We start from the raw sequence: 12355 nt of genomic DNA, 5'->3' as shown, positions 1-12355 counted from the left end.
GGCGAAGGGGATCAGCGGAAGCGCCAGGGGGTGAGGGCGCGCTCGGTGAGGCGGATGAGAAAATCGAGCGCCATGCCGGTGAAGGCGAGGACGAACAGACCCATGATCACGATGTCGCCGAGCAGGAACTTGCTCGCGTCCCAGATCATCCAGCCGAGGCCGGCGGTGGCGGCGACGATCTCGGCGGCGACCAGCACCGTGTAGGTGAAGCCGAGGGAAATGCGCATGCCGGTGCAGATGCCGGGCAGGCAGGCGGGCAGGAAGACGTGGCGGAACAGCTGGCGCGAGTTGGCGCCGAGGCTTTTCGCCGCCTTCACGTAGCGCGGATCGACGCTCGCCGCCGCGTGCATGGAGCTGATGGTCAGGGGCGGCAGCGCAGCCAGGAACAGGATGGCGACCTTGGAGGCATCGCCGATGCCGAGCCACATGACGATGAGCGTGTAGAGCGCGAGCGGCGGCAGGGGCCGGTAGAATTCGATCACCGGATCGAACACCGCTTTGACGTCGCGGCTGAGGCCCATGACGATGCCGAGCGGGATGCCCACGAGGCATGCGAGAGTGTATCCCGCCAGCACCCGGTAGAGGCTGGCGATGAGATGCTCGTGCAGGAGGCTGCCCTGGTAGCCCACGGTCGCGGTGCGAACGAAAGCGTCCCACACCGCCTTCGGCGAGGGCAGGAAGAGCGGGTTCACCCACGCATAATGGGCCGCGAGCCACCAGAGCGCGAAGAGCGTGGCGCCGGTCAGCGCCGTGAGAAGCCGTGTGCGGGGCAGGGCCGCCCGCAGCCGAGCCGGCAGCAGCCTGGGCCGGACGGCCCTCTGCGCGGGCTCGCCTGCCGTTTCCACGACGCTCATTCTTCCACTCCGAGAAGGTCCATGACGGTGAGCGCGAGGATGCGGGTCGCCGCGACCGCCTTGCCGATGTGGATGCTCTCGTTCACCGGCGCCCAGCCGTCTTCGCCGGGGCCGAAGGTGACCGCCTTGAAGCCGCGCTCGGAGAAGCGGATGGTGTCGTTGAAGGCGTTCTTGCGGTAGAGCTTCGGCTCGCCCGAAAGGACCTCGCCGTAAGCCTTGCGCAGGGCGCGGACGGGCTCGGCATCCGCCTCCTGCTCGCCGGTGCCGTCCACGAACAGCGCGCCGGGGAAAGGCCGGGCCTCGGCCTTCAGGGTCGGGTCGGCGGCAAGCGCGCTGGCGATCACGCGGTTGATATCGGCCATCACGCTGTCCCGCGTCATGCCCGGCAGGATGCCCACCACGCCCAGCACGGCCTTGCAGCTGTCCGGCGTGAATTGCATCTCGCGCGGCACGCCCCCGGCGATGCGCAGCACCGTGACCATGGGCGGCGTACCGCCCGCGTGCGGGGCAGGGGTGTGGGCGAAGCTCATCTTTTCGAGCTGCGGCAGCAGCTCCATCATCTTGGTGATGGCGTTGATGCCGGTATCGGGCCGCCACAGATGGGTCTTGATGCCTGTTGTCTCCACCTCCACGAGGAAGTTGCCGCAATTAGCGATGGCGATGCCCATGCCCCAGCTGCCATCGGGCGCGGTCCAGGCCGTGGGCTCGCAGACGATGGTGTAGTCGGCTTCGAGCCCGCATTCGTCGAGCAGGAAGATGGAGCCGTCCGGCCCGTTCTTCTCCTCGTCCGCCGTATAGACGCACTTCAGCGTGCCCTTGAGGCGCACGCCTGCCGCCCGGATGGCTTCAACCGCCAGCAGCGTGCAGGCGAGGTTGCCGCGGGTGTCGGATGTGCCGCGGGCATAGAGCAGGTCGCCGTGGCGCGTGGGCCGGAAGGGGTGGCCGCCGGTCATGGTCCACGCCGCCCAGTCGCCGGCGGGATAGGTGTCGAGGTGATCGTTGAGGATGAGGGATGGCCCCTCCTGGGCGCCGGGAAGGTCGGCGACGACGTTGAGCCGGTGGGGCGTGCGCGCCTTCAGGTCCACTCCGAAGCCGAGCGCTGTGAGCTTGTCGGCGAGCAGGAGGGCGATGCCCTCTTCCTTGCCGCCGGGCAGATCGGGATCCAGCGGATTTTCCGCCTCCGGCTGACCGGCCGGGATCAATTCGCAGGCGAGATCGAGCCACGCCTTTTCGGTGATGAAGGACAGAACCGCATCGCGCGGGGCGGCTGCGGCGGGCTGGGAAGACAGTGCGACGGTCATGGCATCCTCGAAAGCGCAACAGAGCTGAGCAAGCGGGATGCCAATTGCCGGGATGTGCGTTATCGCTTTGAAGAGACTGGCAGTTTCGTCATTGCAAAGGAATTGCCTTTGAGCGGCGCCCGCTCATTTTCGCGCCCGAATTCCGGAGCGCGCTCAATCAGGCGGCCATTAATTTATCAAATCGACATTCTTTATATAACGGCAATTTGTTGCTTGCGTCTTCGTGGGTTACAGAAGCCATCCTTCTGAAACAGGCGGTCACCGACCCTCAGCGTGTTCCAGCTGCGAGGTGAGCGCTTCGGGCTTCAGGATGACCATGAGGCCGCGCCGGTTGGTGAGGATGCCCTCCTGCTGCATCCGGCCGAGCTGCACCGTGACCCACTGCCGTGTGGCGCCGATGAGCGCTGCCAGATCGGCATGGGTGAAGGCGGCGGCGATAAGGATGCCGCGCTCGTCCTTCACGCCATAGGTCTGGGCGAGGTGCTGGAGCAGTTGCACGAGCCGCTGCGCGACGGACCGCGTGCCCAGCATCTGCGCGAAGGCGGAGTAGCAGCGGGCCTTGAACACGAGCGCATCGATGATGCCGATGGCGAGATCCGGCACTTGCCGCGCCAGCTGTCGCAGGCCCGCGCCGGGCAGGAACAGCAGCCGGCTCGGCCGCATGGCGGTCGCGGCCCACATATGCGTGCCGCCGCCGAACACGTCGGGTCCACCCACGAAATGACCCTTGGACCAATAGGCCAGCGTGATCTCGCGTCCCGAGGGCGCCACATAGAAGCTGCGGATCTGCCCGTCCTCGATCACCACGATGCCGTCGTGGTGCTCGCCCTGACGGAAGAGCGGCTCGCCGGCCGAAAGGAGCATCTCCCGCCCATGCATCCGAACGATGGCCTGATCGACCTCCGAGAGCCGTTCGATCAGGCTCGCCTCACGATGCAGAGGCATCTCCCATTCCGCCAGCAGAATAGGGGCGTCGAGAGCATCTCCCTTGACGTCATCTTTCGCCATTTGCCCTCGCCAGATGCTCTTTGCGCTTGTGGAGGTCATCAAGGTACTGTGAAGGCTGGCGGATGACAGCATGGAGATCGAGAAAAATTTGGCAGAGTCTGTTCTGATAATTCCAGATCAAACGGGGCTGTAAATGCCTCTCTTGGGTGGCTCGCAGGCGAGACTCCTAGATATAAAACAAATTACATTCCGTTTAGTATTTGATTAAATTGTCAAAATCGCAGTGATACTGCAGAATTATTTCTATTTGAAAGATTCGAAGCGCCGTCATTTCTGACTCGGGGTGCCTCATCTGGGACGTATCTCAACCGAAGGGCCTAGCAGGGGATATGTATCGCAAGCCGAGGGGCGCCCCACCTCACGCTTCTCAAGCGCATCCCCGCTGCGGTAGACACGATCGGTGGCGCCGCCCACCACATGGGCAAGGCCCGCCCGGAGATCGCGCGTGGGAAGCTCGCCACCTCGGCAGCCCAATCGCAGAATGAAGATCGCAAGCCATGCATGGCGATCTTCCTGAAAGCGCGGCCGAGCACCGAACTCAAGAGACAGGTCTCATCCACCACCGGTGAACTGGGCCACGATCAGAGCATGGGAGAGGCTGGCTTCGGTTCAGCGGCGTCGGCCATCTCGCCCCCACGCGCACGCCTGCGGACGCACCGGGACGGTAACGGCTTTTCCGGGGCTTTTTCGTACCGAACGTCTATCGAGAGGAGATTTCGCGCTAAGCCATTGAAAAGAATGGCGCTCCCAAGGGGACTCGAACCCCTGTTTTCGCTGTGAGAGAGCGACATATACCATTTTAGCGTACGCCTATGGACATCTCGGGACATTGCGCCTGTTGATTTTATGATATTTTTAGTCCACCGCTGTCCGGGGTTGTCCCGGAACATTTATTCCGTACATTTTCCGTACGTTCTCGAGGGGGCCGTCATGGCGCGCGTGGCACGCAGTTCGAAGACCGACAGCCGCTCTGCCAGAGCGAGGCTCGCGGTACGTCGGGAGCCCTATTGGACCAAGGTGAGTGACGGATGTTTCGTCGGGTTCCGGAAGGGACAGACGGGCGGCACGTGGATCGCCCGGTTCCGTGGGGAAGATGGGGCGCAGGCTTACGAAGCGCTCGGCGCCGCCGATGACCACCGGGATGCAGACGGCCTGACCGTGTTCAGCTTTGAGCAGGCGCAGGGCCGGGCGCGGGACTGGTTCGATCGGAAGGCAAGGGAGCAGGCGGGTCTCCTGGTCGCGCTGGATGCGCCGTATACCGTGGCCGACGCGTTGCGGGACTATTTCCTGTTCCGTGAGCGAAAGGGCTCGAAAGGCGTCTATGCAGATCGGAAAGCGGCCGAGGCGAGGATCGTCCCGCGGCTCGGCGATATCGAGGTCCGGAGGCTGACTGTCCGAAAAATCCGGGATTGGCACCACGAGATCGCGACAGCGCCGAAACTGGTCAGAACCAAAGCTGGCGAGCAGAAGCGGAAGACGAAAGCGCACAGCGTGACAGACGCGGACGCGGTCCGGGCGCGGCGCTCCACCGCAAACCGGCAGCTTACCATCCTGAAGGCTGCCTTGAACCATGCCTATCGCGAGGGGATCGCGACAAGCGACGAGGCATGGAAGAAGGTCTCGCCCTTCCAGGCAGTCGACGATGCGGTTGTCCGGTTCCTGAGCGCGGATGAATGCCGCCGGCTAGTGAATGCCTGCGCTCCGGATTTCCGGAACCTCGTGCGCGGCGCTCTGTTGACGGGGTGCCGGTATGGGGAGCTGGTGCGGATGCGGGTGGCGGACTTCAATGGTGACAGTGGCACAGCTCTGGTGCGGGAGGCCAAGGGCGGCAAGCCTCGCCATGTCGTTCTTACCGACGAGGGTCAGGAGCTATTCCGCGCCCTCACCGCCGGCAAGACGGGTTCCGCGCTCATTTTTGTACGGGAGGAGGGGAGCCCATGGAAGGCGTCGCAGCAGCAGCGCCCGATGGAGGAGGCCTCGGCCCGCGCGAAGATCGAGCCCGCCGTGACGTTCCATCAGCTCCGCCACACACATGCGAGTCAGCTCGCCATGCAGGGCACCCCCATGGGCGTGATCGCTGCGCAGCTCGGCCATGCAGACACGCGCATCACCGAGAAGCATTACGCGCATCTCGCGCCGTCCTACGTGGCCGACACGATCCGAGCCGCGTTCCCTCGCCTGGGTATTGGCGATGGTGCCAACAGCATCACTCCGATGCGCCGAGGGAAGGCGGGGAGCTGAATGGGCGCTCTTCGTCGCTCGAAAACGCAGAAGGGGCCACCTTTCGGCAGCCCCTTCAATCTCGACTGAATGACTGATTGCAGTCAGTGCGGCCCGTGGACCGCGGCTGGTTCTTCCGGAGGCACAACATCGACGGGCTTGATGGCGCCGCCCTGAAGCTGCTGCACGAGCAGCACCAGCGGGTTGTCGGCGTCGCCCTGCAGCGTCACCTTGTCATTCCACATCCCGAGGTGGCGGCCGATATCGACCAGAGCCGCGCGCTTGTCGGCGAGCTTGATCTTCTTCACCCGCCCCACCGCATTGCCATCGGCATCGGACAGCTCGCTCACCTCCAGGCCGGCAATCGACGCGGCCGTCTCATCGTCCATCTCATCGAGGGGCTTAAGTGATCCGTCCCAGTTGAACGCCTTTCGGATGTCGAAGAACGCCAGCTTCGCCAGCTCCTTCAGCACGCGATCAGCCGTAATCTCAGTTCGAGCGGCCCGTTCGGCCATCGCGGCTTCGACAGCGGCGGCCACATAGGGTTTTTTGAGGTTTTCCGCTCCGATGAACGCCGCAGTGCGCTTGCTATATCCAGCGCGGATTGCAGCCTGGGTGGCATTGAGGTCGGTCAGATATTCGCGAACGAACGTCGCCTGCTTGGGGGTCATGACATCTCTCCTTCTATCTATTTTCCTTGGCCAAAATGCCAAAATCGACGAAATGAAATTCCCATTATAAGTCAGCGTGTTGATGGGTTTTAATTCGACATCGGCGTTTTGCCCGAGTTCGATGCCAGTGCCAAAATAGGGTTGATCTGGAAGTCCTTGGGCCTCCGTCCGCGCCCCGCCTTTAAGACGTCGATGCGGCGGATCAGCCCGGCCTCGACCAATTCATCGCAGGCGGCATCCATATCGGCTGCCATCCGGAGAGGAGCACCCATCTCGCGGCCGACAGCGCGGGCGTTGAAGGTGGGGAGCCCTTTTTCCCGCAGGTGTCGCGCCAGCGTCGCAGAATTCGTTTCCGCCGCCGGGATCGAGGCATCGCCGAACACCCGCTCGGCGTGAGGGATGAAATATCGCAGCATCATCTCGGCGGCGGTGGCCACTGCCGCCTCTCCGATCTCGCGAGGCTCGTCGAACGGGTCACGGGAAGATGCCGACCACCAGAGATAGCTAAGGATCGTGGCAAGACGGACCACGGTGCCCCGCACCTTGCCAAGGGCACCACGCATCAGGGGCGAGGCGCCCTCCTCCCGGCCTTTCATCGCCCGCGCGATGCGCTCCACGCGCTGGATCGCGACCTCCTCCAAGGGGACGAGGATGGGCGCGTCCGGCTGGCCAGCTGGCTGCGGAGCCATGCCGAGCCGGGCCAGACGGCTGATCGCTTGCTGCGCGATGGTGTCGTCGATCGCGTCCCGCGCCACCGAAAAGCCCGGCACTGGATCGGGCCAGCACCACAAAAAACGCGCGGGCAGCCCATCATCGGCACCGACCAGCAACTCGGCAGCCCGATCAGGCTGGATACCGCCCAGAATTCCGACTGCGAGATGCGGAAAACGGATCGGCTCGTCAGATTTAACCCGGTCAACGACATGGTTTCGACCGTTATACGCCTGAAGCCAGAACGCTCTATCGGCACCACCATTGCCAGAATATCGACCGAAGCTGGAGAGTAGGCCAGCAAGCTCGTCATGAAAACTGAGAAACCCTTTCGGGTTTCCAGCGGCGATGTAGGCAAGCTTCTCGACGGTTGCGTCCTGCACCATGACCCGACCTAGGAAGGGCTTCGTCGGCTCTTCCAGGCCTTCCGGCATCGGAACCGGCACGGCCTCGGCGAGCTCGGGGTTGCCGCGCAGTGCATCACGACACGCGGTTCGATGGGCGGCCCTAGCCGCCTCCGAGGCGGCCTTGCGGCTCTCGTATTCTGTCATCTGCTCGCGGTACACGGCGGCGAGACGCGCTTCCTCCTCGGACGCGAGGCTCATGACGGCTCCCAAGGCGGGGCTTTTGCCGGCACTGGGAAAGCCAACCAGCGCGCTGAAGAGAATTGGCGGCTCCGTCCACTTTGCGCCAACCAGCGCGCGGCGCTGGTTTCCGATCATGCTGCCGGCGAGCGTCAGAAGGGCCACGGCGACATAATCCGCAGGCGCTGAAGTTGCTTTCCCCGTGGCCAGCACCCAGGTCGAGAGCGCGGGGCCGAGCCACTCGGGATCGAACTTCGGAGGCGCGCGGCGGTTCTCGGCGAGGATGCTGAGGTCGGGCTGGGACCATGAGGCGCCAACGGGGCCGGACTGCTGGGGCGCCCCATCTACCCCGGCAAGCAACGGGGCGTTCAGCGACCGAAGTCGTTCGGCCTCGGCGGCTTCTTCCTGCCAATCGGCCGGCCAGCGCGGCGCCTTCCGCGCACCGGCGATGAGGCCGGAGCGGATTGTTTTCGTGATCTCGCTGCCTACGAGCCCGGCTTCACGCGCAGCAGCGCTGAGGGCTTCGATCACCTCACCTTCGTCGAGGACGCCTGCCCCGACGAAATTCCCCAGCGCGTGGGCTGCCTCGTTGAGGCGGGCATTCCTTCCACCTTGTGGTGCGGTGGCGACGGCTTCGGCCTCGCGGTCGAGGGCGCTTTCCGCGTAGGCGCGGCGGCGCGGATCGAGGTCGGGGGGCTGGTGCGAAGCGGCAGCAGACGTGGTGGTGGCAGGGGGCTTCGGGCGGTCGAGGAGGTCCAGAAGCCACGCAGGCAGGTCGGGGAAATCGAGATCAGCGAAGGGTGGGCTGATCCACTCGTATCGCGCGCCATCGGTCCTAATGGACGGTGCCAGCACGACGAACCCCCCGTCCGCTCGCACGTCGATGCCGGAGGCGATGCGGCCTGTGGAGCAACGCAGAGGGCGCTCGGGATCGTGACGAAAAAGGAGGTGGGCGCCGCCGCGCGGCGTGGTCGCGGCTGGGCCGTCCGGCAGCCGGCCGTGCATCGCCTCCATGCGCTCAATCTCGTTGATGCCGTTGAGACCCTTCGCCGGGTCAACGTCGAGGTCGATGACGACCACGCCGGAAACGGCGCCGGTGGGCAGTCCTAGCATCGCACCGGGCCAGCGCGTCCACCATTGGCGTATGCGGGCCGAGTCGGTGCTGGCATCGCGGAAGCCATGCGGCGTCAGCGGCGCCTTCGTCCCGGGGTTGCACGGAAATACAGGCCAGCCGTGCGCAGCGTATTGGAGCGCGGCGGCCAAGGTCGGGAGCGATGATGGGGAGCCGGGAGCCTTGGCGGGCGGGGATTTTTCTGTCATGGCCGTCGCATTCATCGTGCACCGCACTGAATTTTTGAAGAGGCCGACCTTCGCCGGGCTGGCCCCTCTGCTTTCTGCGCGAGAGGTGGGCTACCGCCCGCGATTGAACTCTTCCGCGATCTCGCCGTGATTTTTGTTGGTCCAGTCCGGCAGGGGCCGTGCCGTTGGGTCGACCGTCCAACAACTGCACCAGTCATACCGGGACCGGACTTGGGGCCAGCGGGGCTCGCCCTGCGTGGGGTGCGCGATGCGACAGTCACCATCTGGCCACGCATCCTGGGGGCGATCGGGGGCGAAGTGGAGGCATGTGGCGCACGATGCGCCGGTGGGCGACAGGTTCCAACGACGGTCGTCGTATTTGCATGAGCGGGTCATAATCAGCCCTCCACACCGATGAGGGCATCGAGGTCGGCTGCCAGGATCACGCGCCGCCCGCCGACCTTGCGGTCGCGAAGCTTTCCATCCCGGAGTAGCACGTACAGCGTGGAACGGCTTATCGCGTACGTCTGCGCCGCGTCCTTCACGGAATAGGCGCGTGGAACGGGACCATGTTCGGGACGCGCGGCGGAAGAAGTGTTCAGCTTCATCGGGCTCACCATCGAGTTCGAGGTGTCCCTAATTACTTTCTGGCGTCCTGTAGCGTCGAAAACAACAATTCCGCCAAGCTGCTTTTCCGGGCGCAATTTTGGTGGCGTAGTTCTCGGGCCGTTGTCTCGTCTTTGGGCAGGCGCCCGCTGCCGCTCCGACCGGGGAACGCCTTCTCATGAGCCGGTCGAAGAGTTTTGCGGGTCAGGTGGGCGCGACGACCTTTCAGCGCATGGTTGATTGCGGTGAGCAAGCGAGGAACGTCAACCGGGTGCCCAGCCGTGCCGCCGAGCCAGTCGTTCGCCCTGCGAACCATGTCCAACAATTCGGCTTCCGACACTCTGGGCAGGACGACGCGGTGCGCGATTTCCATCCCCTCGGTCGTTGCCGCGCCAAGGCGATCCCGCAGAAATACGACGAACGCCTTTCGCTCGACGATGACGAATCGCCATTCGTCGGCCGTGCCCGCCATGGGCTGGGTGCGGCGACGAACGAGCCGATTGTAGCTATCCTCGCAGTCGGCTTCGAACGAAAATGGCAGGATGGAGCCATCCTCGTAGTCGAAGCCGCACACTGCGCTCAGCATGAAGTACGTGGATGGTATCGTCTGGCGAGCGGCGGGGTCTTCTTCGAATTCATCTTCGTCGAACTGCTTCGGGATGCCATGCAAAACAAGCGCGCCATCCCTCGCCGCCTCATGTAGCGCGAGTTGAAACGCGGCGACACTTTCATCCCACTCCCCCTTGCCCTCAGAAAGCACGAACTGCATTGCCTCTTCCAGGCGCAGCCACCCCCCCTTGGGGAGCGTGTTCAGGTCGAAAGTTAGTTTCTGATCCATCTCTGCGTCTCCCGCCGCGTCCACCAGCGTCCACCATCATCGGGGACCGATGTTTCAGCGGCCTTTCAGAACGAAATACGTCAGCTTGCAGTGCTGCCGTGTCGTCATTAGATGGACGTGGGATCAGGCGCCCGGACGATACTCGCACAGACGGGCGATCAGATCGCCAACGCCCGCCGTTGTGAACTCATCGTCCGCAAGGTCATCAGAGGTCGCAATATGCGTCCGCTTCATCATTGCCTCCTCTTCAGTCATAGGAGGCCTCGCGAGAAGTTCGTTGCGCGCCATCACCAATGTTTCTAACAGCTGCTTTATGTCTATATGAACCGCCCCTAGATTCCTGGACGCCTTCTTCCCTAAATTTGAGGCAAGGAGGCCCCTATGGGCAAAACGAACTTCACCGAGGACTTCAAGCGCGACGCGGTCGTTCAGATCACCGAACGGGGCTATCCGGTTGCGGAGGTGGCGGCCCGGCTGGGGATCAGCAAGTACTCGCTCTACGAGTGGAGGAAACGGTAAGGCAAGCCTGCTGTCGTGGCCCGCGATGACGATCAGGCCGCAGAGGTCCGCCGGCTGAAGCGCGAGTTGCAGCGCGTGACGAAGGAGCGCGACATCCTAAAAAAAGCGGCCGGGTACTTCGCCAAGGATGCAAAGTGAAGTACGCGTTCATCGCCGAGCACCGCCTGCTGTTTTCGATCCGCGCCATGTGTCGGTGCCTGCGTGTCCAGCCCAGCGGCTTCTACGCCTGGCTCAAGGACCCGCTGAGCAAGCGCGCGCAGGAAGACCAACGACGGCTGAGACGACGTTTGACGGTGACCGACCGTCAAGAACGGCAGCACAAAGCGAAATCCCAAGGCAGCTAGAACCTGAGGGCGGTTCACTGGGACCTCAATTGCGCTTCGATCGTCGCCTTATCGATGACGGAAAAGACCTCGGCGATTTTGCCCTCCCTCAACGTGTAGAAGGCGTGCTCATGAAAGACGACGTGCCGTCCGTTGACCGGCATGCCAAGGAACTCGCCGATCGGCGAACAATCGAAACGAAGTCGCGAGGCTACAAGCTTTTCATTCGTCACGACTTGATCGACATTGAAATAAAGATCGGGGATATCCCGGTAGTTTTTCTCTAGCATCTCCTGATAGCCGTCCACCCCCAAACTCCGCCCGTTGTGAACTACGTCGGCCGTCACAAAATCTCTGAGCTCGCTCCAGTTGCGGGCGTTCAGGCAGGCGATATATCGCTTATACGTCAAGTCTGCGGCTTGCTCGTGCGGATCGTTCATCGCCAACCTCCGGTAATCACCGTCCGATTCGGATTGCGCTAAAGGAACGGGGGGCGGGTCCGGTTGCTAATACGCCTTCCCTGCCCAACTTCGGCCCATAGGCCGCCCTGCGTTCGGCCTATGGCCTGTCGCCATGCGCAGAAAGCAGCAAATCTCAACTGTGCCCTGATCCAGGCTCAGCCATCTTGCGATGCTGCTCGGCAAGCAGTGCTGCCGGCGTGACATTGGCGATGGCGCTCTCGATGCGGTTCTTCCACCCCGCCACCACATCGCCCTTGCCGGACATCATGGCGTCGTAGCCGGCGCGCGCGACGTCGGCGGGGTCATCCTTCTCGGCCTGCCCCACCTGTGTGTCCATCAGGTCCGCGCGCTCGAAGAACTCGGTCTGGGTCGGCCCCGGCATCAGACAGGTGACGGTGATGCCGGTGTCCTTCAGTTCGTTGCGCAGCGCCCAGGCGAAGGAGTCGATAAAGGCCTTGGTGCCGTTGTAGACCGCCTGGAAGCTGCCGGGCATGAAGCCCGCGATGGAGCCCGTGATGAGGATGCGGCCGGAGCCCTGCCGCCGCATGGCGTTGCCGATACGGTGGATGAGATAGATGGTACCTGTGACGTTGGTGTCCACCACATGGCGCGCCGCATTGAAATCCTGATCGAGGAAGCCTTTGCCGAGCCCATGGCCCGCATTGGCGCAGAGCGCCTCCACCGGCCGCCCGAGGCGCTCCACTTCGGCACAGAGCTTGTCCACCCCCTCGATCGTGGCAAGATCCGTCTGGAGGGAGAGAACCTCTGCTCCCGCGGCGCTCAGCGCTTCGGCAGCGGTCTCGATTTCGGGCTGATCTGCGGCGATGACCAGATCGAAACCGTCCCGTGCCAGCAGCAGCGCCAGCTCGTAGCCGATGCCGGATGACGCGCCCGTCACGACCGCGAGGCCCCGCGTACCGGGAGCGTGGGTGTGGGGATTGGCCTGAGCCATGGGGTGTC

At 63.7% G+C, this 12355-nt stretch carries 11 protein-coding genes, 1 tRNA gene and 1 pseudogene; 2 read left to right on the top strand and 11 right to left on the bottom strand.

The features are described from left to right. Positions 1 to 11: 11 nt before the first annotated feature. From ACE3QW_RS02930 to ACE3QW_RS02915, 4 genes are all read right to left on the bottom strand, one after another. A complete protein-coding gene (locus tag ACE3QW_RS02930; RefSeq protein ID WP_374250365.1) occupies positions 12 to 854 on the bottom strand; it encodes an ABC transporter permease in 843 nt (280 codons plus the stop codon). Then, entirely contained in the window at positions 851 to 2155 is a 1305-nt protein-coding gene (locus tag ACE3QW_RS02925) for a M20 family metallopeptidase (protein ID WP_374250364.1), read from the bottom strand. The genes ACE3QW_RS02930 and ACE3QW_RS02925 overlap by 4 nt, the downstream gene beginning before the upstream one ends. Positions 2156 to 2413: 258 nt before the next feature. After that, on the bottom strand, positions 2414 to 3100 hold the full coding sequence (locus ACE3QW_RS02920) for a Crp/Fnr family transcriptional regulator (RefSeq protein WP_374250362.1): 687 nt from the start codon (positions 3098 to 3100) through the stop codon (positions 2414 to 2416). Positions 3101 to 3902: 802 nt separating this feature from the next. Beyond that, a tRNA-OTHER gene (locus tag ACE3QW_RS02915) sits at positions 3903 to 3971 on the bottom strand. Between the two features lie 122 nt (positions 3972 to 4093). Between ACE3QW_RS02915 and ACE3QW_RS02910 the strand changes: the two genes are divergently transcribed. Further along, the gene (locus tag ACE3QW_RS02910; protein WP_374250361.1) at positions 4094 to 5404 is read left to right on the top strand and encodes a tyrosine-type recombinase/integrase; all 1311 of its coding nucleotides are present in this window, start codon (positions 4094 to 4096) and stop codon (positions 5402 to 5404) included. 83 nt (positions 5405 to 5487) lie between these two features. Here ACE3QW_RS02910 and ACE3QW_RS02905 read toward each other — a convergent pair whose 3' ends face one another. The 5 genes from ACE3QW_RS02905 to ACE3QW_RS02885 form a co-directional block, all read right to left on the bottom strand. Then, complete coding sequence (locus ACE3QW_RS02905) at positions 5488 to 6054, bottom strand: terminase small subunit (RefSeq protein ID WP_374250360.1); 567 nt, start codon at positions 6052 to 6054, stop codon at positions 5488 to 5490. A gap of 89 nt (positions 6055 to 6143) precedes the next feature. Further along, positions 6144 to 8669, bottom strand: a complete 2526-nt coding sequence (locus ACE3QW_RS02900; protein WP_374250359.1) for a DUF3987 domain-containing protein — start codon at positions 8667 to 8669, stop codon at positions 6144 to 6146. Positions 8670 to 9046: 377 nt separating this feature from the next. Further along, positions 9047 to 9256 (bottom strand): helix-turn-helix domain-containing protein, encoded by a 210-nt coding sequence (locus tag ACE3QW_RS02895; protein WP_374250358.1) that lies wholly within the window; start codon positions 9254 to 9256, stop codon positions 9047 to 9049. A 32-nt stretch (positions 9257 to 9288) separates the two neighbouring features. After that, entirely contained in the window at positions 9289 to 10092 is an 804-nt protein-coding gene (locus ACE3QW_RS02890) for a hypothetical protein (RefSeq protein ID WP_374250357.1), read from the bottom strand. A gap of 123 nt (positions 10093 to 10215) precedes the next feature. Further along, a complete protein-coding gene (locus ACE3QW_RS02885) occupies positions 10216 to 10347 on the bottom strand; it encodes a hypothetical protein (RefSeq protein WP_374250356.1) in 132 nt (43 codons plus the stop codon). Positions 10348 to 10473: 126 nt separating this feature from the next. Between ACE3QW_RS02885 and ACE3QW_RS02880 the strand changes: the two are divergent. Continuing rightward, positions 10474 to 10886 (top strand): annotated as a pseudogene (locus ACE3QW_RS02880) (transposase); the annotation flags it as partial. 83 nt (positions 10887 to 10969) lie between these two features. On the opposite strand, the gene ACE3QW_RS02875 reads toward ACE3QW_RS02880, so the two are convergent. Next, positions 10970 to 11374: an ester cyclase gene (locus tag ACE3QW_RS02875; RefSeq protein ID WP_374250355.1), complete on the bottom strand. Its 405-nt coding sequence runs from the start codon at positions 11372 to 11374 to the stop codon at positions 10970 to 10972. 154 nt (positions 11375 to 11528) lie between these two features. Continuing rightward, positions 11529 to 12347 (bottom strand): SDR family NAD(P)-dependent oxidoreductase, encoded by an 819-nt coding sequence (locus ACE3QW_RS02870; RefSeq protein WP_374250354.1) that lies wholly within the window; start codon positions 12345 to 12347, stop codon positions 11529 to 11531. Between the last annotated feature and the right edge of the window lie 8 nt (positions 12348 to 12355).

This window comes from Xanthobacter sp. (genome assembly GCF_041911315.1).
GTDB classification, from domain to species: Bacteria; Pseudomonadota; Alphaproteobacteria; order Rhizobiales; family Xanthobacteraceae; genus Xanthobacter; species Xanthobacter aminoxidans.
Note: the sequence above shows the minus strand (reverse complement) of the source record. Positions and strands in the feature narration are given on the sequence as shown.

Coding starts and splice junctions, on each gene's coding strand:
- ACE3QW_RS02930 (WP_374250365.1), bottom strand. CDS start 854: ATGAGCGTCGTGGAAACGGCAGGCGAGCCCGCGCAGAGGGCCGTCCGG.
- ACE3QW_RS02925 (WP_374250364.1), bottom strand. CDS start 2,155: ATGACCGTCGCACTGTCTTCCCAGCCCGCCGCAGCCGCCCCGCGCGAT.
- ACE3QW_RS02920 (WP_374250362.1), bottom strand. CDS start 3,100: ATGCCTCTGCATCGTGAGGCGAGCCTGATCGAACGGCTCTCGGAGGTC.
- ACE3QW_RS02910 (WP_374250361.1), top strand. CDS start 4,094: ATGGCGCGCGTGGCACGCAGTTCGAAGACCGACAGCCGCTCTGCCAGA.
- ACE3QW_RS02905 (WP_374250360.1), bottom strand. CDS start 6,054: ATGACCCCCAAGCAGGCGACGTTCGTTCGCGAATATCTGACCGACCTC.
- ACE3QW_RS02900 (WP_374250359.1), bottom strand. CDS start 8,669: ATGACAGAAAAATCCCCGCCCGCCAAGGCTCCCGGCTCCCCATCATCG.
- ACE3QW_RS02895 (WP_374250358.1), bottom strand. CDS start 9,256: ATGAAGCTGAACACTTCTTCCGCCGCGCGTCCCGAACATGGTCCCGTT.
- ACE3QW_RS02890 (WP_374250357.1), bottom strand. CDS start 10,092: ATGGATCAGAAACTAACTTTCGACCTGAACACGCTCCCCAAGGGGGGG.
- ACE3QW_RS02885 (WP_374250356.1), bottom strand. CDS start 10,347: ATGACTGAAGAGGAGGCAATGATGAAGCGGACGCATATTGCGACCTCT.
- ACE3QW_RS02875 (WP_374250355.1), bottom strand. CDS start 11,374: ATGAACGATCCGCACGAGCAAGCCGCAGACTTGACGTATAAGCGATAT.
- ACE3QW_RS02870 (WP_374250354.1), bottom strand. CDS start 12,347: ATGGCTCAGGCCAATCCCCACACCCACGCTCCCGGTACGCGGGGCCTC.